Source organism: Rhodohalobacter halophilus (assembly GCF_001715195.1).
GTDB lineage: Bacteria > Bacteroidota > Rhodothermia > Balneolales > Balneolaceae > Rhodohalobacter > Rhodohalobacter halophilus.
In genome coordinates, this window is the sequence record NZ_MDWE01000022.1 from 98912 (window position 1) to 121186 (window position 22275).

The 22275-nt window shown below is 44.2% G+C and carries 16 protein-coding genes; 10 read left to right on the forward strand and 6 right to left on the reverse strand.

Annotation, left to right across the window (positions count from 1 at the left end):
* Positions 1-6: 6 nt before the first annotated feature.
* Both dacB and BG260_RS07220 read right to left on the reverse strand, forming a co-directional pair.
* A complete protein-coding gene (dacB, locus tag BG260_RS07215) occupies positions 7-1464 on the reverse strand; it encodes a D-alanyl-D-alanine carboxypeptidase/D-alanyl-D-alanine endopeptidase (protein WP_069131283.1) in 1458 nt (485 codons plus the stop codon).
* Between the two features lie 11 nt (positions 1465-1475).
* On the reverse strand, positions 1476-1946 hold the full coding sequence (locus BG260_RS07220) for a PTS sugar transporter subunit IIA (RefSeq protein ID WP_069131284.1): 471 nt from the start codon (positions 1944-1946) through the stop codon (positions 1476-1478).
* A gap of 205 nt (positions 1947-2151) precedes the next feature.
* Between BG260_RS07220 and BG260_RS07225 the strand changes: the two genes are divergently transcribed.
* From BG260_RS07225 to BG260_RS07255, 7 genes are read left to right on the forward strand one after another with little or no spacing between them, the layout of a single operon-like run.
* On the forward strand, positions 2152-2814 hold the full coding sequence (locus BG260_RS07225; protein ID WP_069131285.1) for a heme exporter protein CcmB: 663 nt from the start codon (positions 2152-2154) through the stop codon (positions 2812-2814).
* Positions 2815-2833: 19 nt separating this feature from the next.
* Complete coding sequence (locus tag BG260_RS07230) at positions 2834-4033, forward strand: DNA polymerase III subunit (protein ID WP_069131286.1); 1200 nt, start codon at positions 2834-2836, stop codon at positions 4031-4033.
* Positions 4034-4039: 6 nt separating this feature from the next.
* Positions 4040-4870, forward strand: a complete 831-nt coding sequence (gene dapF / locus BG260_RS07235; protein ID WP_083750158.1) for a diaminopimelate epimerase — start codon at positions 4040-4042, stop codon at positions 4868-4870.
* 4 nt (positions 4871-4874) lie between these two features.
* The gene (locus tag BG260_RS07240; protein ID WP_176719454.1) at positions 4875-6158 is read left to right on the forward strand and encodes a type IX secretion system plug protein; all 1284 of its coding nucleotides are present in this window, start codon (positions 4875-4877) and stop codon (positions 6156-6158) included.
* A 28-nt stretch (positions 6159-6186) separates the two neighbouring features.
* A complete protein-coding gene (locus BG260_RS07245) occupies positions 6187-7404 on the forward strand; it encodes a hypothetical protein (protein WP_069131288.1) in 1218 nt (405 codons plus the stop codon).
* Positions 7405-7415: 11 nt separating this feature from the next.
* Entirely contained in the window at positions 7416-7916 is a 501-nt protein-coding gene (locus tag BG260_RS07250; protein WP_069131289.1) for a hypothetical protein, read from the forward strand.
* Complete coding sequence (locus BG260_RS07255; protein WP_069131290.1) at positions 7909-8622, forward strand: SAM-dependent methyltransferase; 714 nt, start codon at positions 7909-7911, stop codon at positions 8620-8622. Before BG260_RS07250 ends, BG260_RS07255 begins: the two co-directional genes overlap by 8 nt.
* Before the next feature lie 73 nt (positions 8623-8695).
* On the opposite strand, the gene BG260_RS07260 is transcribed toward BG260_RS07255, so the two are convergent.
* Entirely contained in the window at positions 8696-9700 is a 1005-nt protein-coding gene (locus BG260_RS07260) for a PTS transporter subunit IIC (protein WP_069131316.1), read from the reverse strand.
* A 570-nt stretch (positions 9701-10270) separates the two neighbouring features.
* On the opposite strand from BG260_RS07260, the gene BG260_RS07265 reads away from it, so the two are divergent.
* Genes BG260_RS07265 through BG260_RS07275 form a run of 3 tightly spaced genes read left to right on the forward strand, consistent with a single transcriptional unit; the run spans position 10271 to position 16292 of the window.
* Complete coding sequence (locus tag BG260_RS07265; RefSeq protein WP_069131291.1) at positions 10271-13261, forward strand: SusC/RagA family TonB-linked outer membrane protein; 2991 nt, start codon at positions 10271-10273, stop codon at positions 13259-13261.
* Positions 13262-13286: 25 nt separating this feature from the next.
* Positions 13287-15206 (forward strand): RagB/SusD family nutrient uptake outer membrane protein, encoded by a 1920-nt coding sequence (locus tag BG260_RS07270; RefSeq protein ID WP_069131292.1) that lies wholly within the window; start codon positions 13287-13289, stop codon positions 15204-15206.
* A 30-nt stretch (positions 15207-15236) separates the two neighbouring features.
* Positions 15237-16292, forward strand: a complete 1056-nt coding sequence (locus BG260_RS07275; RefSeq protein ID WP_069131293.1) for a SusE domain-containing protein — start codon at positions 15237-15239, stop codon at positions 16290-16292.
* Positions 16293-16843: 551 nt separating this feature from the next.
* Here the strand turns inward: BG260_RS07275 and BG260_RS07280 are convergent.
* From BG260_RS07280 to ispG, 3 genes are all read right to left on the reverse strand, one after another.
* Positions 16844-19729: an alpha-amylase family glycosyl hydrolase gene (locus BG260_RS07280; protein ID WP_069131294.1), complete on the reverse strand. Its 2886-nt coding sequence runs from the start codon at positions 19727-19729 to the stop codon at positions 16844-16846.
* Positions 19726-20736 (reverse strand): LacI family DNA-binding transcriptional regulator, encoded by a 1011-nt coding sequence (locus BG260_RS07285; RefSeq protein WP_069131295.1) that lies wholly within the window; start codon positions 20734-20736, stop codon positions 19726-19728. Before BG260_RS07285 ends, BG260_RS07280 begins: the two co-directional genes overlap by 4 nt.
* Positions 20737-21052: 316 nt before the next feature.
* Positions 21053-22273, reverse strand: coding sequence for a flavodoxin-dependent (E)-4-hydroxy-3-methylbut-2-enyl-diphosphate synthase (gene ispG / locus BG260_RS07290; protein ID WP_069131296.1), 1221 nt, complete (start codon positions 22271-22273; stop codon positions 21053-21055).
* Positions 22274-22275: the final 2 nt, after the last annotated feature.

The window sequence follows — 22275 nt, forward strand, 5'->3', positions numbered from 1 at the left end:
TGCGTATTAATAATTTTTGTAGAGAAATTCGAGAATCTGCTCATGCACCCAGTCCACATGCGATGTGGAGGTCGTGTAGTTGTTGGTGGCTATGGTTACCGTTAACTGACTGTCTGATTCTGTTGTTAAATATCCGCTAAGTGTACGAACTCCGGCCATAAACCCGGATTTTCCAAAAAAGCGCTGATTGACCGAACTGTTGCGAAACCGGTGACCCAGCGTTCCGTTTAACCCACTGACAGAAAGAGACTCAACCATCGAATCGTACCACGGTTTTCCCTTCACAAATTGAAGATAGTGATTTAAATCGGAAGCCCGAATCAGGTTTGCCGGAGCCATTCCGGACGCATCCCTCATCCGCACCACCGATGTGTCAATTCCAGCAGTGTGCATGTGCTCTTTAATCACTTGAAGCCCAAGCTCCGTTGTACCCTGTGTATTATACTTTTTCTGAGCCACTTTCTTAGCCAACATTTCCGCAAAAAGATTATCACTTTCGCGATTCATCCAGTAAATCAGTTCATAAAGCGGCGGTGATTGATGTGTGGCAAACAGTTCCAAATTATCGGTACTCCAGGTGTAAAAGTCACTCTCTGTGATCAATTGACCGCGAACACGAATGCCGCTCTGTTCAAGATAGCGTGCAAATGTATCAATAAAGTAATCGGTTGGAGACATAACCGACAACGGTTCGGTTTCATAATAACCCTGGGGAAGTGTACTTCTGAGAATGATTGTATTGGTACCAAGCACTCTTCTGTACGATTCATTAAACTTTGTGCCGGGCGGGGTGATGGTCTGCTCATTGACAAATTCTACATATGGCGTATTAAACGGAAACCACCGGATCGTTGGTTTGCTACCAATATTCCCATCCGCTACCACTTCCAGATCCACCACATTAAAATTAAATGAGAGTGCACTTATTTCCGGTGCGTAATAGTAGGAAAGATCATCCCACTCCCACCCTTTTGGATAGGGAACATCATCAAAAAGACCGTCATATCCGATAATGCTGCCGTCAATCTGATCGATACCCAATGAATCGAGAAGTTGATACCACTCTTCAAATAGGAATAGCGGATCTTCGTAAAATTCTCCGTTAATTGATGGATCACCGCTGCCTTCAATAATCAGATCACCAACCCAACGATTTTCAACCTTTTTTCCGCGGCCGTACAGTTTCGTCTCAAATCGGTAATCTTTTCCAAGTTCATCGAGGTATGCACCGGAACTGATCAATTTCAGGTTAGAGGCTGGACGTATCAGTTTGTCTCCATTCAGGCTTTCAATCACTTTGCCGGTGCTGTCGGTAACCTGAATGGCCCAAAAAGCGTCGTTTGCCCGGCTTCGGTCAATCAAAAAATCGATCTCAGCAGCAATCTGTCCGGTTGCCGTAAAAGGTAAGTAAAAGCAGAAAATTCCGGCAAAGAGTAAACCGATCAACCATTTAAATTTCTGCATAGGCGTTTTGCTCACGTTGCAAAATAGCGTTGTTCTTCCTGTAAAAATGCTTCGTAAATATCCTCCGGATTGTCGCAGTCGTTCAGCAATTCACGGAATGAAACGCTGTTCATCAATCGGGAAATTCTGCTCAGCAATTTAATATGAACGGTGTGCTTTGATTCCGGCCCGACGAGCAGAAACACCATCTGCACAGGTTCACCGTCAATAGAATTGTATTCGATCGGATGTTTAAGCTTTGCAAAACTGGCAAGATTTTCATCAATCGACTTAACTTTTCCGTGCGGAATTGCAAGGCTTTTCCCCACCCCGGTTGACATGATCTCCTCACGTTCAAAAACCGCTGTCCGAATATCTTCAAGCTGTTCACTACTTACCCGGCCGGATAAAACTTCAATCATCTCATCGAGCAGTTCTTTTTTAGATGATACGTCCAGATTGGCCAAAATAGTTGACTTATCGAGTAGTGAATAGATATTCATAAAATTAATTCAAGCTCAGCGATTTTTTGTACGTCGGAATATAGGGAGCATATCGCATACTCTTCAAAAATATTCCCGGTACCTGTAAGAATAATTTTTTGATTGAAAAATGTGGTCAATAGAGGTGTTAACTGTCCGAAGATTTCCCTCTTTCCCACACGTAAATTTTTGTACCTTTCATGCGTTCAATCATCACCACTGTTTTATGATCAGTTCATCGCTCACAATACTAAAAAAAGAGATCACGCAGGAGCTCCGAACCAAGTACGCAATCAACACGCTGCTTGCTTTTACCGGTGCTGCTTTGCTGCTCATTCTCTTCACCCTGAGCGCTCAACAGCTCGACCCGACCCCAAAAAGCGGGTTGGTCTGGATTGTCATTCTTTTTGCAGCCATGACCGGAATGATGCGATCGTTTGTGCACGAAACGGAAAAGAAAACGTGGGAACTGTTACGCCTCAATTCCGAAGCAACAGAAGTGTATGTTGGTAAACTGATCTACAATTTTCTTTTTCTTTTGATTCTCCATCTGTTCACATTTTTCTTCTACATTGTAATGATGAACATGAGCATTGTGAGTCCGCTCTATCTGATGGCTTCCATCCTGTTTGGGGCTGCGGGGCTTTCGAGCGTAACCACTCTCGTTTCTGCAATGATTGCCAAGGCAGATCGAAAGGGTGCTGTTTTTTCCGTTTTATGTATTCCGCTTCTGGTCCCCCTACTGCTGATTTTGACCCGAACCACAACCATGGCACTGGTAAATGGACCGGATGGATCAGAATTAAACGATCTGGCAGCATTGATAGGCTATTGTGGAACAACCATAGCCGCCGGAGTGATGCTTTTTGACTACATCTGGGATGAATAAATTAGGTTTGATGTAACACATGAGTTTTATCGAAGACCACATATCATTTGGTGACCGCAGAATTGTTGGGCAAAGCGACGCACGACACAAAGCTGAAAAAATTCTGAAGAGCAACAGGCTGAGTCACGCTTATCTGATCACCGGACCGTCCGGAGTCGGTAAAACGGCGTTTGCCCTTGCCATGGCAGAAGCCATAAACGGAATCGATAATCTAACAGACCTTAAGGGTACGGGCGTATCCAAAAAATCGAGCTGGTTTGCACACCCCGATATTCATCTGTTTATACCGTTTCCATCCAAGGGTGAGAATGAAATCCAGCCACGCATTGAGATGCTGGCACAAGATCCCTACGAAATTGTTGATTTTGCTGTACGTCCTGCTCTGAACAGCGATAAAGTCTCCAAAAACAGACGGGCGTTTTACCCGATAGATTACTACCGCTCAGACATTCAGCCATTGATGAAGTATAACCCGAATGAGGGCCGCCGTACGGTTGTTGTCATTACAGAGATCGATACTATGCGAAAAGAAGCTGCAAACGCATTTTTGAAGTTTCTGGAAGAACCATCCTCCCGTCTGGTATTCGTTCTGACCGCCACAAAAACAGATCAGCTACTGCCAACCATCATCTCACGATGTCAACAGATTCGGCTGAATCCATTAGAAGAAGATGAAATCCGAGACGCCCTGGTCCGGTATGATCATAAGTCAGAAACGGATGCATCGTTCCTGGCACGAATGGCGGATGGTAACTACTCACTCTCCCGTTTTTTTGATGTAGAAACATTGAAACGAACCCGGGAGGAGATCATCGATTTTTTACGATATTCGTACACTCAGGATGTACCGGCACTGCTTACCTTAATCAATGAGTGGAACAAAAAACTGAATACCGAAAACCAGATTGCTGTCTGTAACTCCCTGGAACAGCTACTTAGAGATATTCTGGTTTACAGAGAGCGGCAGGATTCTGAACTGGTCACCAATGTGGATCAGATTGACGTAATCAAAAAATTTACCGCTTCAATGCAGAATGCCCGAATTATAGATATGATTGAGCACCTGCAAAACCTGAAGCAGCTACTCTACCAAAACGTACAATTAAAGTATATTTTTTCCGTCTTGTCCATGCGGTTTAGCAGCCTGATGCGTGGAGTTGAACCCGTAATCCCCGAAGATGAGAGCTGGAAACACCTTCCGGCCTTTTCAGAAATGTAGATCTATATGAATCAGAACAGTTTACATTTTATCAAAATGCAGGGTGCGGGAAACGATTTTATCCTGATTGATAACCGCACATTGAAACTATCGGATGATGAGCTGTCAAAAATAGCTCCTGCACTCTGCGACCGAAAGTTTGGTATTGGCAGTGACGGGCTCATTGCTCTCTGTTATGACACATCCAAAAAAGCTGATCTTGTAATGAACTACAAAAACCCGGATGGCAGCGATGCCGGTATGTGCGGTAACGGAGCACGATGTTTTGCTGCTTACGCCGTCACACTCGGTTCACCACGTCAGTTTAGTTTTCGTGTACACGACAACGTGTACCGGGCCGATGTAGGTGAAGAACTGGTTAGTATCCGCTTTCCCCTCGAAACAGAAGTAAAAGAGGAGAAAGTTGGATCTGAAGCAGTTTTAAACGTGTACACTAACACCGAGCATATTGTCTGTCCGGTTCAGCGCGAACAGCTTGAAGATGAGAAGCAGCTGATAACTGACGGACGCTATCTGCGCTACCACGATTACTATCAACCGGGTGGAACCAATGTTAATTTCATTTCAGGTGTTGAATCGAACGAACTGTGCCTGCAAACCTACGAGCGAGGTGTAGAGAACCTAACCCTTGCCTGCGGAACCGGTGCTATAGCATCGGCCATCTCCTGGCACTACCTGCAGCAGGCCGGAAACGGAGAGTTTGATTACTCTGTGAAGGTTCGGGGAGGGACACTTCAGGTACTGTTTACCTATAACTCTTCAAATAAATTATACTCCGGCATCGAACTGAAAGGACCTGCTGTTTTTGTATTTGAAGGCCAATACTATTTACACTGACGATTTGAATCTATCCCTATTTAGCCTCATTCCCATTTTTATTCTGATTGCCACGGGCTGCGGTACCACTCAATCATCATCTCAACCTGATCGAATCAGCACATCATACCAACCTCAAAATTCATTTCTATTCTCCAACACTGTAACTCCGGCTCATCCGGTCTATTCTGTTCAGCTCTATCCATCAGGACACCAAAACCGCGCACCGATTATTGAACACAATAGCTCTGATCGCCTGGAGCTTATTTTTGAAACTCTTGGATTTGAGTCGCGATCCTTTCGATACCGATTTACTCATCACAACCCCGATGGTACAGAATCCGGCCTCTCTCCTGATCAATTCCTGGAGGGTTTTTCTTCAACATTTATCACAGGCGGCGAAGTCAGCCGAAGCAGCCATCCATATTACCGGCAGTTTAAGGTTCAGATTCCAAACCAAAATGTACAATTCCGCGTTAGCGGATTTTACATGATTCACCTTGAAAACAGCGATACAGGTGAAACCATTTTTTCACTGCCCTTCTTTGTGCATGAGAACAGAGGGGTCATCCGTTCCTCCGTAGAAGTAACCCGGGCTTTCAGGCAGGATTTGAGGATTCTTCATCGACCCGTCAACAGATACGAACTTCCCGATTTTGTTGATCAGCCTCAGTTCGATCTCTCTTTCTATATCACTCAAAACCGATTCTGGAGCAGAAGCAGAAAGGCAACCGAGCTCGACTTTTCTGACCCTGCAGAAGTTCGTTTCGAAACCGACTCACATGATCGTTTTATTGGGGATTACGAGTTCAGAGTTTTAAATCTGACAAACCTGTCTGACACCCGGAGTAACACCTTGAATGTGATTGAGACCGACAGTATCACTCAAATTACTCTTTTTGATGATGCGGAAGGATTTACAGCCACCTCTTCAGTTCCAGAGAATACTAACGGTCCGTCTGAATCACTCAACAACCGCTATCTTAACGTTGAATTCAGATTTGATTCGGATATTACCCCGGATAGTGACAGCGCTATCTATCTTGTAGGAGATTTCAATCACTGGGCGATTCATGAAAATAATCGGTTAAAGTTTGATTCATCAACAAGCAGATGGAGAACAGAGACAATCATGAAAGAAGGCACGTACCGATATAAATATGTGTTGGTGGAGAACGGTGAAATAGATGATCTCTGGTTTGATACCCTATTTAGGGAAATTAGGCAGGAGTATCACTCTTTTGTTTACTTTCAGGACGTCAGAGAGTTCTACACTCGGTTACTTCAGGTCAACACATTCTATCGTTAATAATGCTCAGTTTTATAAAGAATCTGATATGAAAATAGTTAAGTTTATTCTGGCATTTGTGGGTACCGGAATTGTACTGTTTGCTTTGGTCATCGGTTGGAATTGGAAGTCATTCGAAATATTCCTGAATAACAGGGAAGCGTTTGAAGAGGGCTCCGAATGGGTTCCAAAAACACAGTCTCTTCGCGGATTAACTGAATATATTGATGAAAATTCTGACAAGGTTTCCGTTGCAAGTATCGTTTTGGAGCACCCTGACTCTACCCTTTTCATCAAAGAAGAAACACCCCGTACTCTGGGCACAATCTCCAATCTCTTTCTGCTCACTGCTTACGCAATAGAGATGGATGATGGTCGCTTTGATCCGAACGAACGCATTCAAGTTGATGAAATTGAAAATTATCAGCTGCCACAGATCAATCGAACGCTTCATACCGACGGGTTGCGCTTTGCCTCAAACAGAGGCTGGCTGAATGGTGACGGAATCCCTCTTCATCGGGCACTTGAACTGTTGGTTCACTTCAACGATCCCGCACTGGCCGATTATTTATGGATGAAACTTCAGCCCTTTAATTGGAATGATTTCAAGAAACGACATAATCTTGTAAAAACCGAGATGCCACTGCCCTTTTCAGGTTTATACATATATCTCTCTGCACACGAAGAAAACCGGGACATTGCAGATTTGATTGATGAACGGAATAATCTTTCTGAGGATAATTACAGGCAGTTGATTTTTGAAAAAGCTGAACGGTTTCAAGCCGACTCAATTTTCAGAAATGAAATCATCAATCGTTTTGAAGATGACAGGCTTGGCCGTTCCTTCATCCAAGAGCGCGACGCTCTCAACCTCTTTCCACGGGGTACTGCCAAAGAGCTTGCCTACTTTTTGCAGGATCTCTGGAATCGCGAAAAAATTTCAGATGCAGCTGCAAAACAGATTTTTGACTGGCTTCAATCTCCTTACATCGGCAGATCAGAAATTGAGCGAGATTTTACACGCTATGGAGCACTATTCGATAACCGGATCGGCTTGCTAAACGGCATCGATTTCGGAACACTGATTTACACCGGTGAAACCAAATTCCAGGCTATCATTTTTGATCAGCTACCGGTTGGCTTCTGGTTTCATATGTCGGGTAATCATATGCATCAGGATTTTCAACAGCGACTCATTTATGACCCCGCACTCATTGAACTGATGGAAAAAGTCGCGGATAACCACCCCAATTCAGATTCGAATTAAGCACTTATATTATGACAAAATATCGATTTATCTATCTCATATGGCTTTTGCCGGCCTACTTTCTCTATCAAATTGGCTATCAATCTGTAACCTATTTGGGGCTGCAGGATACGTTCGAAAACGGTGACAGCTACATATCTGAAGTTACCGACTTTGACGTGAAGCAGATTGCAGCTCAAACCAACGGTTATGTTGTAATTAAGTTCACAACCAATTCGAATGAAATCATCGAAGAGCAGCTGGCTCTTCCGGTCCAGATGGCACAGGTTCTCATGGAGTCTGAGTTGATACCTGTCCGCTTCAAGGCTGATTCATTCAAACCCATCGTACTGATGCCCGTTTATGAACTTCAGCAAAGTGTCATTAAAGTGAACCTTGGCGTCACCGGTATTGGATTGATTGTAACCATTATCATCGCACTTTATGGTTCACGATATGCCGGCCGTAAACTGCGGGATGGAGAAGAGGTGATTGAAATTGAACGATTAGATCCGGAGACAGACAATGAGTAAGCATACGCTCTACCTGATACCCACACCCATCAGCAAGCGAAAAGAGAATATCTCCCTGCCCGAACACACGCTGAATATCATTAAAAAGATCCGCTGTTTTGTGGTTGAAAAACCGCAGACATCTCAAAGTTTTCTTCAATGGATTGAGCATCCAACCCCGCCATATGAAATGACAATGCGGGTTCTCAACAAAAAAACTCCCGACCAGGAGATCTATAGCTTTTTGAAGCTACTCAAAGAACAGGATGTTGGACTAATGTCTGAAGCGGGAGCTCCCGGCGTTGCAGATCCGGGTGCAAAACTGGTGAGACTTGCCCACGACAACAATATTGATGTTGTGCCGCTTGTGGGTCCCTCATCTATTCTGATGGCTCTGATGGCTTCGGGAATGAACGGCCAATCCTTCACATTTCACGGGTATCTATCCATCAACGAAGGGAAACGAGTCCGGGAGATTTCAGAACTCGAGCAGGAGTCATCTCAAAAAAACCGTACTCAGATATTCATGGAAACGCCTCACAGAAACGAACAACTATTCGACCTTCTGTTGAAAAAACTTCGGCCGGCAACCCGACTCTGCGTAGCATCCAATATCACCCAGAAAGATGAGTTTATTCAGACAAAAACGGTTCATCATTGGAATAAATCAGAGAAGCCAGATCTGCAGAAAAAACCGTGCCTTTTTTTGATTTACACTGGAAACTGATTCTCAATGGGTTAACTGCTTGTCGAGAAAAATGTATCGGTTGATGGACAAATCTATCAGAACCTTGGAATACTCAACGTTGCAGTGTCATATCACCATGCCGGATCAAACCTTTTTTTCTTAAATACTCGGAAATTGGCCAGCTGATCACCGCAGGACCTATGAAATGAAGGACCAATACCTTAAGAAGAACATCTGTTTCAAATCCCATTGAAGTAAAGGTAAAAATCTGACCTACAAAACCACTTGTTCCCATTCCGGCACCTTCCGGTATATTTACCATGTAAAACAGAAGCGTTGATACCGGAGCAAGTAGAGCACCGGCAATAATTGGCGGCAGAATAATCATCGGTCTTTTAATGACATTGGCAATCTGAAGCATGGATGTACCGATTCCCTGGGCGATCAGCCCACCCACGCCATTCTCTCTGTAACTGCTTACTGCAAATCCCACCATTTGAGCTGAGCATCCAACCGTTGCGGCACCTGCTGCCAATCCATCCAGCCCCAGCATGATTGCAATGGCTGCGCTGGAAATAGGTGCCGTAAGCGCAAGTCCCATTAAAGATGCAACAAGAATTCCCATCACAAATGGATGTTGGTCAACCGACCAGTTGATTAACTCGCCGAATGCCAGCATCCCCTGGTTGATAAATACCCCTACATATTCGGCAGCAAAGTATCCAACAAATATCGTAACCAAAGGGGTGGCAATAATATCTACCCTGGTTGAACCTGAAATCAGTTTACCAAACTCAACAGCCAGTAAAGATGCGATATAGGCTCCCGCAGGACCTCCGGCAGATGCGCCAAAAGCCCCGGCAATTGCCGAAGAAAACATAACCAGTGCAGGTGCTTTCAATCCAAAGGCAATAGCAACCCCAATTGCCGGCCCCATCAGATCCATTGCCATCTGGCCAATATCAATCAAAAACTTCAGTTCAAACTGTTGCCCCGCAGTTCGGATAATTAAACCAATGATGAGTGAAGAGAACAAGCCCAGCGCCATGTAGGATAATGCAGTTATGACGTACGTCTTCAGCGATAAGTCAATCCCCTTCTGTTTCAAAAATTTCATTCTGTTTGGATCAGGTTTGTGCATTCAAGTTTGTGGATCATCCTGAAGAAATTTACTTCCTTCACTTTCCGAAATTTCACACCATCTTACAGGGTATTTGTTGAGGCATGCAAATATACCGTTATCGATCCAGTCTGCACAGTCATAATTTCGCGCGCAAATATTTTATATCCATTTACATCGATTATATCTCACCGCACCCGGGAACAATTCTGAGAAGTAAAAATTGCTTTCATTACCTCTTCTGTAACTTTATCAGTAACAGTAATTAAGAGTATTTTAGCCAAATATCGAATTTCAATTCAACCGATGACTTTAACCTCATTGTTTTACGATAGTTAGCATTATTTGTAAATACTCTTTAAGGATTCTTCACAAAAAATTATTAGTTTAATAACAGATGATGTAAGCGTTTTCATAAGTTCATCGAATTGACGTTCATTTAACACATTTTTTATTGGCTTGGAAAAGTCATCACAAATAGAAAAAGGATAATTACGGGAATTGAAGCGCTTTCAAGAACATCAAAATTTTAATCTATTCCATTAATTAAAAAAACAGGTAGATTTTATGAAGGTAAAACAGCTACTCAGCCTGCTTTTGATCCTGTTCTTTTGTTCATACGCTCTGCCGGCGCATGCACAATCTGAACTTACGGTCAGTGGTACGGTTACAGAATTAGAAACGGGTGAACCTTTACCCGGTGTGAACATCACCGTAAAGGGATCGCCGGATCGGGGTACAACAACAAACCTCGATGGTGAATACTCACTTAGAGTGGGAGCCGATGAAGTATTGGTCTTTTCATATATAGGTTTCGTAACTCGCGAAATACCGGTTGACGGTCGGGAACAAATTGATGTTCAAATGAGCACGGATGTTCAAGCACTGTCAGAACTGGTTGTTATCGGTTATGGTGTTCAGGAACGTGGTGATAATACCGGTTCCGTACGGGTAGTTAGCTCCAGAGACTTTAATCAGGGCGCTATCACCTCTCCGGAAGAACTATTCCAGGGTCGTGCAGCCGGTGTTCAGGTTACAACAAACAGCGGTGCACCCGGTGCCGGAGCAACGATCCGTATTCGCGGTGGCTCTTCCCTCTCAGCCAGTAACGACCCTCTCTACGTTGTAGACGGCATTCCTCTGGATGACGGCGGCATTTCCGGTATGAGAAGTCCTTTGAACTCCATTAACCCGAACGACATTGAGTCAATCACCGTACTGAAGGATGCTTCTGCAACCGCCATTTACGGTTCTCGTGCGTCAAACGGTGTGATTATCATTACCACCAAGAGAGGACAAACCGGACAGGATATTCAAGTGAATTACACCGGACGGTACTCATATCAGACAAACTCTGATCGAATTGATGCACTAAGTGCTGAAAGGTTCCGGCAGTTTGTAGAAATTGGTGTTAATAACGGCAATATTCCATCAGGTGCTCTGAACACATTGGGCAACAGCCAAACTGATTGGCAGGATGAAATTTTCCGAAACACTTTCAGCCAGGATCATAACATTAGTGTAAGTGGTGCAGTCGGAGATCTTCCTTATCGTGCATCTTTAGGATTTTCAGGAAATCAAGGTGTACTTAAAACCTCTTATAATGATCGATTAACAGGATCCATTGCATTGAATCCGACTCTGTTTGATGACCAATTCTCCATCGAACTGAACGCCAGAGGAACACGAGTTGACAACAGATTTGCTGATCAGGGTGCCATTAACACTGCTATCAACTACGACCCGACTCAACCTGTAATGTCCGGTAACAGCCAGTATGGCGGGTATACCGCTTGGTTAGACGGTGATGGAAATCCAATTCCAATTGCACCGGCCAATCCGGTTGCACTGATTGACCAGCGCAGAGATGAGTCTACTGTTTACCGATTAATCGGTAACGTGAAACTGGATTACAATCCTTCTTTCTTTGAAGATCTGACAGCAACTCTTAACCTTGGAATGGACTACTCTGATGTTGGAGATGGGAAAGTATTGGTAAGTGATGAAGCAGCCTATGCTTTTGACGGACAAGGACTTTCCGGTGTTCAGACCGATTATGATCAGAAAAAGGAGAATGAACTTCTCGACTTTTACCTGAACTACAATACAGATCTGCCTTCCATTGAAAGTCGTCTGGATTTAACGGCCGGTTATTCATGGGAACACCACTATGAGGAGGGTTCAAACTACTCAACAAACTTCGACCGCTCCCAGGCTGTACGTGTAGACTCAGATACTCAATACAAAACTGAGTACTACATCACATCATTCTTTGGTCGTGCCAACTACACGCTGATGGACAAGTATCTGTTTACAGGTACGTTGCGTTATGATGGTACCTCACGTTTTTCTGAAGATAATCGCTGGGGACTCTTCCCATCTTTTGCATTTGCATGGCAGATGCATAAAGAGAGCTTTTTGGAGCAGTATGACAACCTGAGTGAATTGAAATTACGATTAGGTTACGGTGTTACCGGTCAGCAGCGAATTGGACAGGGTAACTACCCTTACCTGCCGCAGTACACATACGGACAGAATACTGCTCGCTATCCTTTTGGCACTGAATTTATTACAACACTGCGACCAGAAGGATACAATTCTGAGCTGAAGTGGGAGGAGACAACCACATACAACGTAGCTCTTGATTACAGTTTCAACAACGAGCAGGTTTTCGGTTCTATTGAGTACTACCTCCGTGAAACAGATGATCTGCTTAACGTGATTCCTGTACCTGCAGGTACAAACTTTACGAACCGAATTCTTTCAAACGTAGGTTCACTTGAGGTACAGGGTTTGGAGTTTGACATTACAACTAGACTGTTATCAACCGAGAACACCTTCTGGCAGGTAACGTTCAACACATCTTATACAATTGATGAGATCACCAAGCTTACAACAGCTGACGATCCAACATATGTGGGTGTGGAAGTTGGTGGAATTGCCGGCGGTACCGGTAACATGGTACAGGTACACAGTGTAGGCTATCCAAGAAATTCATTCTTCGTTTATGAGCAGGTATATGATCAAACAGGTGCTCCAATTGAAGGGCTGTATGTAGATAGAAACGGAGACGGCGTTATTGATGAAGCAGACAAATATCGATACAAGAGCCCTAATCCGGACTTAACATTTGGCCTCTCCTCCCGTTTTGAATACAAGCAGTGGGATGCATCTTTTTCTGCACGAGCAAACGTTGGGAACTACGTTTATAACAATGTAGCGTCTGACCGAGGCTTCTACAATTCAGTGTATAACACTGCAGGATACACGATGAATCCTACTGAGTACATTTATGAAACAGGGTTCAGAACGGCTCAATACAGATCCGACCACTATGTTGAAAATGCATCTTTTGTAAAACTGGACAACGTTTCAGTAGGATACACATTTGACAGTCTGTTTGATCTGGTTTCTTCAATGAGAGTATCTGCTACGGTACAAAATGTATTTACAATTACGGAGTACAGCGGGCAGGATCCGGAGGTATTTGGTGGAATTGACTTCAACCTCTATCCACGGCCACGCACCTTTTTGTTGGGACTCAATCTCAACTTTTAATTGAAACACCTTAATCTTGACGATTATGTTGATTAACAAATTTAGATTCTTAATACTCGCACTTGTCGGGCTAACGGTTGCGTTCGCCACGTCATGTGTAAACGATCTGAACACATCGCCGATTGACGACAATGTTGTCACATCTGCTAATGTGTATGATACTCCTGACGATTTCCGCCAGGTTTTAGCAAAACTATATGCAGGGTTTGCAGCTACCGGCCAAGAAGGACCGGCCGGTAATGCCGATATCCAGGGAATTGACGAAGGTTTCTCAAGTTACATTCGTCAGCTTTGGGTCCACCAAACCATTACAACTGATGAAGCAGTTGTTGGCTGGAATGATGAAGGTTTACCGGAATTCAATTACCACACCTGGACCCCCTCCAACGACTTCGTGATGGGAATGTACTCTCGTATTTTTTACGAAGTAACTCTTACCAACGAGTTTATAAGGGAAGCACAACAACGTGATGAGAATATCATCAAAGAGATGGAAGCTGAAGCTCGCTTCCTTCGTGCACTCAGTTACTGGCATGCTCTGGATCTCTTTGGCGGCAATGTTCCGTTTGTAACAGAAGAAGATCCGATTGGAGCTTACATGCCTGAACCAACCAATTCACAGGATCTATTCAACTATATTGAAAGTGAGTTGCTTGAAATTCAGGATGAACTTGCAGCACCCGGCCAGAATGAGTATGGTCGTGCCGATCGCGGTGCTGCCTGGACACTTCTTGCAAAACTCTACTTAAACGCTGAAGTTTATATAGGCCAGGATCGCAACAGTGATGCCCTCACCTATGCCGAAAGAGTCATAAATGAAGGCGGCTACGAATTAGCTGACAATTATGAGCATCTCTTTCTTGCTGACAACGATACAAATCAGGGAACAAATGAAATCATCTTCCCTATCCGTTTTGATGGAGATAACCTTCAGACTTTCGGTGGAACAAACTTCATTATCCACGCAGCGATTGGTGGTAATATGAGTGCATCTGCTTTTGGTATGGACGGTGGTTGGGCCGGTCACAGAGTAACTCCTGAATTTGTGTCACTCTTTGATGATTCAGACCTTTTTGAAGGTACTCAAACAGAGAATACCGGAGGATACCCTGAAATCTATGTTCCGGGTGGCTACCAGGCTGCCAGTGGTTATGGAGGTGATTGGTCACCTGGAGATGCACCGGCTCTGATTTCTGAAAACAGCAATGATGTTTACACCGGTTTGGTTTATTTTGCAAACCCCGGTTCTGAATTCAAGTTCACCCCATCTCCTTCTTGGGACGATGGTGATTATGGTGGATCAAATGGAACCTTAACGAACGGTGGTGACAATATAACCGTAAGTGAGGCCGGCCTATATGAAATCACTGTTGATCTTAACAACATGACGTACCAACTCGAGATATCCGCTTCAGAAGGACGTGCTATGTTCTACACAGATGGGCAGTCACTTGAAATTGATGAACTCGGTGAATTTACCAATGGTTACGCAGTAACCAAGTGGAAGAACATCACTTCTACCGGACAACCGGGTAAGCGTCTTGAATTTGCCGACACCGATTTTCCAATGTTCCGTTTAGCTGATGTGTATTTGATCTACGCAGAAGCAACTGTACGCGGTGCATCAGGCGGAAGTTCAACAACTGCAGCTAACTACATTAATGAACTGCGTGAAAGAGCTTACGGAAGTGATATTGCAAACATCACGTCATCCGATCTCGATCTGGACCTGATTTTTCAAGAACGTACCAGAGAGCTCTATTGGGAAGCACACAGACGTACGGACCTCAGACGATTCGGTCTATACACAGGCAGCGATTATGTGTGGTCATGGAAAGGTTCATCTCAGGAAGGAAGTGGAACTAGCAACCACTACGAAATATTCCCGATTCCATCTTCAGATATCAACTCAAATCTGAACCTGACCCAGAATCCGGGTTACTAATCGTAACAAACATTTTAAAGTATTATAGTCATGAAAAAATCAATTATATCGTTATTAGCGATTTTCGGACTGCTGGTCTTCACCTCGTGTGAAGATACAGCGGGACCGGTGATGGAAGGGGCTCCCGAAGCACCCGAAATTACTGAGCCAACTTCCGGTTCTTCCTTTGTATTAAACGAAGAGGACATGGACGTAGAAATGGACATGATGGAGTGGTCAGCAGCAGATTTTGGATTTAGTGCTGCTGTTGAATACACCATCCAAATGGACATGGAAGGAAATTCATTTGAAGAGCCTGTTGAAATTGCCAAAGTACGAGGGAACAAATACTCTCCTACTGTTGGAGATTTGAATACCAAGTTACTGGCAGCAGGTCTTCCGTTTGGAACAGAGTCTTTAGTTCATTTTCGAATCAAAGCAGAAGTGAGCAGCAATGTACGTGCAGTATACTCACAGCCGGTTCAAGTGGGAATTACTCCCTATGAATTTGAAGTAACTTATCCCGAAATTTATGTACCGGGTGGATACCAGTCGGCGAGCGGTTACGGAAATGATTGGACTCCTGAAGACGCACCTGCCCTTTACTCTATCAATAGCAATGACCGCTATGAGGGATATGTCTACTATGCTAATGATAACCAAGAGTTCAAATTCACAGCAGACAGATCCTGGGATCTGAACTGGGGTGATGACGGTGCCGATGGTACTCTGCAAGAAAACGGCGCGAATATCGTAATGGAAAATGCAGGATACTATAAGGTTAATGTAGACCTCAACAACTTCACTTATACTCTGCTTTCTACTGATTGGGGAATTATCGGTGATGCAACTCCGGGTGGCTGGGATGCTGATACAGATATGACCTATGATGTAGACGATAAGGTCTGGAGAATAACCATTAACCTTAACGAAGGTGAAATGAAGTTCCGAGCAAATGATGCCTGGGATCTGAATTATGGTTCTGACGACGCAAATGGCACACTGCAACCGGGCGGTGGAAACATTCCTGTTGAAACTGCAGGAAACTATACAATTGAGCTTGATCTTACAGGTCCAATTTACAGATACTCGTTAGAACTTAACTGAGTAGTGTAGTTAAGTAATGATACCTGAAAGCCCGTCCGGCGAAAGCTGGACGGGCTTTTTTTTACCACTCGTGGCAAGCCTTAGAGTCGTGCCACGAGTATTCTGTGTAATCCTTAAATCTGATAAATCCGCGTATCTCTTCGCAATTCAATAATTTATCTTTTGAGCTTATCCATTGAACAATCAAACCTACTCAGTAGGAGTAAACTGTTTGTAGTATTTTTACCCAGCCAAGTAAATGATGGCTCCGTAGGAGCCTCCTGTTTGAAGAATAACAGAGAGCCATCAACACCAAAGCACCGTTAGATACTTCCATCCGAATGTTGATGTTTAAAACAAATACAGAATTACAGGGCGCTCCGATGGAGCGGTTGAATTGATTGGGTGTACATTTTCTAAAGACAGGGTTTTCCTACGGAATATGGGATAAATCGAATCATTACATTGATGCTCAAAATTTAAGAAAACTATGTTCTAAAACACTCGTGGCACGGCTGGCAGACGTGCCACGAGGAGTCTGCGTAATCCATAAATCCGATAAATCCGCGTCTCTACTTGATAAGTGTCATCTTTTCCGACACTACCTGACCGCCTTGCTTCAAGCGTGCGATGTAAACCCCACTGCTCAATCCGGAGGCATCAAACTCTTCCGTAAACACTCCCCTTGGATGATTGTCTTCCTGAACCAGCGTTGTTACACGTCGTCCCAAAACATCATACACTTCCAATGTAACAGATCCGGCTTCCGGCACTTCATATTTGATCTGTGTTGAAGGATTAAACGGATTCGGATAGTTCGAGTCAATCGAAAGCTCCCGAATCAACTGGCCGAAATCGTTCTCTCCTACCTGGAAAAAGACATTCTCTTCAGCAGGCTCTACAAAATCACTTGTATAGATTCGAACTTCGCCCGGTGCCAGATTAAACGTTTGACGAACATTTCCTACGTCAAGACTATTTCCGGTTACAAACTCATGCCACTCTCCCTGCTGTGTAAAGTCAACGGTTGCATCACGGAAGAGCACACTGAAATTTCCGACAATCACTGCGTCCATATCTTCATGTTGTAGACGTATCCACTTGATTCCGCTGCCAAGTGATGCTTCAAATTCTGTTTCCGCACTGCTGAATACCGGACTTGAGTGGCGAAGCCTCAATAGTTCAGACCATGTTCTGTACAGTCGGAATCTGTTCTCTTCATTATAATAGCTCCAGCGCACTGGTTTTACATCCGTACGTCCAGGATCAGAACCCATACACGCTCCGTCTGATCCGTCACCCGGTTTCAGGCACTCACCGGGACCACCTCCGTAACCCAACTCTCCAAATTGCCAGAGCATCTTGGGGCCCGGAATGGTAAAGAAAAACGATCCGGCAAGTTTCTGACGATTCAATGCTACATCAAGGTCGGTTACATTGTGATTATCATTAAGATCATTCCCAAAATTGAGATTTCTGAACATCATCCACTGCTCATCATGGCTTTCCATATATCCAATCAAATATGGATTATTCCAGCCTCGGTTTTGGTAGAAAACTCTTGAGAAATCAGACTCTTCAGTAAAACCCATCGAAGCCTGATTGTAGCTGTGATTCTGATTTCCCCATAGCAGCATACCATAATCGGATAGTTCTATCTCTTCAGAATCCGCACCCAGGTGCTCCAGAATTATATATGCGTCCGGATCTACGGCCCACATCTCGTCCGCCATTCTCTTCAGGTTAGCAATGCGTTCGGCATTGTACCCATCCAGTAATGACCGGTTATCAACGTTAGATGCAAAACCTTTGGAGAGGTCAAACCGGTATCCATCAACGTTGTACTCTTCGAGCCAGTAACGGTTCATCCGATCGAGCCAGTACTGTATATAGGGATGATCGTGATTGAGGTGATTAAACACGTTATATGCGTGTTCCGGCCCAATCAATGGGTTTGAATTCCGATCTGAACCGTAAATTCGAATCAATGGAGAGTTATCTTCGGCATGGTTGTAAACAACATCAAGCAGTACGGCAATTCCCCTGGAGTGAGCTTCATCGACAAATCGCTTGAAAGAATCTTTTGAACCATACGCTTTGTCCAGCGCTCCGTGAAATACAGGATTATATCCCCAGCTCAGATTACCGCTAAATTCGGAGACCGGCATTAGCTCGATGGCATTCACTCCCAGATTTTCCAGGTAGTCAAGCGTGTCGGCAAGCACGTCAAATGAGCTCTCTTCGACAAAATCTCGGAGAAGCAATTTGTAAACAACCAGTTCCTCTTTCTCCGGCCGCTCGAAATCAGGGATTTGCCATTCGTACTCCTCCCTCCCCGGTTCGATAACGGTAACGGCATGCTCAGTCAGTCCGCGGGGGTATTCGGGCATGTCCGGGTAGATCGATTCATCAATAAATGGATCGTTGTGCCTGTCGAGTACCAATTCTGAAAAGAGATCCGCAACGCGTATTTCACCGTCTATAAAATATTGCAGGCGATAAATCTCACCGGGAGTCAGATCATTCAGCGTAATCCAGAAACGGTTTCCGGTTGGATCGGAATCATCCAGATTCATGAAATATTCTTCACTGATTTCCCAGTCCGTCATATCCCCAATCAGATAGGCAAACTCCTGGTCCGGTGCGTAAAATGAAAAAGTTACAGTTGAGGGATCTTCGTGGTAGTGAATCCCGTCTTCAATTCCGGACGGCCTTGCCTGTACATTCACCTCCGGATTCACCATAATGTAGAGCGAGTCTCCTTCAACATTCCCCTGATCGTCTTCTACTTCAACATAAAAATCCGTTCGTCCGGAATCGGTTACCTCGTAATCATACTCTAGTGTTGTTTCAGTTGTTGTAACCAGTTCTGCATCTCCTTCATACAGCGTGAAGGATTGTATGGGATTGGTGGATGATGCTTCTGCCTGCAGGTTAACCGTTTCGCCCACTTCAGCAAAATACGGATTTAATGCAGATACATCCGGCCTGGTAAACCGAACCAGCAGCTCTTCTTCGTAGAGGTCGATAAAGAGATCATCTGTTTGGGAATTACCATTCGAACTTCGAATAACCATTGCTATTTGGTATATCTTCTCGACCGATTCCGGGATGTCATAAAAATCACGGATATTGTCAATCTCAAGCTCCCACCGATCATTACCCAAACTTGTGAACTGAGGCTGAACATTATTATCCCCCCATGTACCAATCACATACTCCCAAGAACCGGAATCCTGATCTTCTTCAGAAATAATCACACCTGTATGTGCATATAGATTTCCTGTATATCCTTCCAAATCACCGCGGGGATCTTCTGATGCATCATAGATTATTCTAAGCGGTTGATCTTCAGTTGGAAATATCGGTTCTGTCGTGATCATCTGCCCGATAAGCGACTGGGAAGACAGAAACAGGATGATGAATAGGAAAATGGTTTTTAAAAATCGTGTTTTCATGTTGTTACTTCATTTACATTCTCTGTGGATGAGCGTATGACTAATTCCGGGTGGTGAACCTCATTGCTGATTCGCAGATCAGGGTTGTGCAATCGTTGAATTAGTTTATTGGTTGCTCGGAAACCCATGTCATACATCGGCTGATTTACAGTAGAAAGGCCGATATATTCTGAAATAGTCAAATTATCAAAGCTGATAAGCGGAAGATCCACCTTGTGCTCTTTAAGTGCTTTTTGGGCCCCGACTGCTTTTGTATCCGATGTACAAAAAACCGCATCCGACAATGGATCCATCGCCAAAATTTTGTTCATTGCCTCGTAGCCGCTCAGTTCTGTGAAACCGTCCCGGGCCATGTCATCACCGGTTACCACAAGGCTCTCGGAAAACTCAATTCCATGCTCATCAAGTGCCCTTTTATACCCCTTTAATCGATCACGAATAGGGATAGAATCTGCCTTAGCAGACAAAATTGCGATGCGCTTAAAACCTTTCTCAATCAAATATTCAGTCGCCAGGTAAGCTCCCTCCTCGTTGTTGAAGCTAACAGAGTCAAATATTGTGCTGAAATCATCCACAAGGCAAACAGGCACATTAAACTTCTGAAGTGCTTTAAGCTCCTTCTCAGAAAAGTGAAGGGACACCAACAAATACCCTTCGGCCCAGCGTTTTTTCAGCGTTTCTGCCACTTGATTATAGGCATCCTTTTTATGGCCAATATTTACAATATTCAGCTCATAATTCTCTTCAGCCAAACTATCCTGAATCCCTTTCAACACCTCAGTAAAAAAGTAATTCGACATGACCGGAGCCAGCATTACAATCCGATTCTTTTTTTTACTAGCCAGCCCCTGAGCATAAACGTGAGGGTGATACCCCATCTCATCAACTACCTTTAACACTTTTTCTCGCGTTTCCGGCTTTACGCTTTCAGCTTGGTTAAATACCCTGGAAACAGTTGCGATACTAACACCGGCCGCTTTGGCTATATCATAGATTGTTTTTGACAAATGGCACCTCTGATTTTAAGTAAAAATGTTTGCAGCGAATCGTGCCGTCCACACACCTCTTATAAAGTGTAAGCGCTTACATTAAAATCCGCAATTTACCGGTTAAATTCAACAGTTCAGGGTGGGTTTGTCGCATTTTTACTCAAACGCTATATGAGCGAAATATCAACGTTGTAGCCTGATTATGACAGTTTTTAGAAAGGTTGGCAGTAAACTAAAGAGAGTATCCTCTCCGATTCTTGGAGAATGATGTAAGTCAGTCATTTTACTTGCCCACATTGCAATGGTACTCTTGATATCAATAAGGCGATATTACTTACGAATTGCTATAGTTTTTGACTACATAATCATCCAGAATTTTCCTGAACTCTGCACCGATTCCATCTCCCTTCAATGTTGTAAAGTGATCGCCATCAACATATACAGGAGCCTTGGGTTCTTCGAATGTGCCGGGCAGTGAGATTCCAATATTTGCATGACGGGATTCGCCCGGACCATTCACCACACACCCCATAACCGCCACATCCATCTCCTCTACTCCGGGATAGATTTCGCGCCAAACCGGCATCGACTCCACGATGTAGCTTTGAATTTCATCAGCCAGCTCTTGAAAGTATGTGCTTTTTGTTCGTCCACATCCCGGGCAGGATGTAACTTGCGGGATAAAACTTCTGATTCCTAGTGACTGCAGAATCTGCTGACAAATACGCACTTCCTCGGCACGGTCGGCTCCCGGCATCGGAGTCAATGAAACCCGTATAGTATCACCGATTCCCTCCTGCAGAAGAACGCCCAATGCCACCGAACTCGCAACGGTTCCCTTCATCCCCATTCCGGCTTCGGTAAGCCCAAGGTGTAACGGATATTTCAGATCCTTCGCGATTCTTCTGTAGACATTAATCAAATCCTGCACACCGCTCATTTTGCAACTAACAATAATTTTATCTGAGGCCAGTCCAACATCTTCGGCAAGCGCGGTTGATCTGCGTGCACTCTCCACCATCGTATCGAGCATCACCTCTTTGGATGATTTTGGCTCTTTTCTGTTGTTATTTTCATCCATGTACTGTACCAGCAGCTGCTGATCGAGAGAGCCCCAGTTGACTCCAATTCGTACCGGTTTGTCATATTTGATCGCCTGCTCCACAATGGTGCAAAAATTCTCATCGCGTGTTTTGGTGCCCGTGTTTCCCGGATTGATCCGAAATTTTGCCAGCGCCTCTGCCATATCCGGATAATTGGTCAGAAGTTTATGCCCGTTATAGTGAAAATCGCCCACAATAGGCACTGTCACACCCCTGTTCAGTAACTTCTCTTTAATATGAGGAACCGCCTTCGCAGCAGCATCATTATTTACCGTAATCCGCACAATCTCAGATCCGGCTTTATGCAGATGATCAACCTGATCCACGGTCTCATCAATATCAGCTGTATCGGTATTGGTCATCGACTGCACCACAATTGGGTGCCCACCCCCAACTGGAATATCTCCAACCATTACCGTGATTGATTTTCTGCGCTTGATTGGACTACTCATGA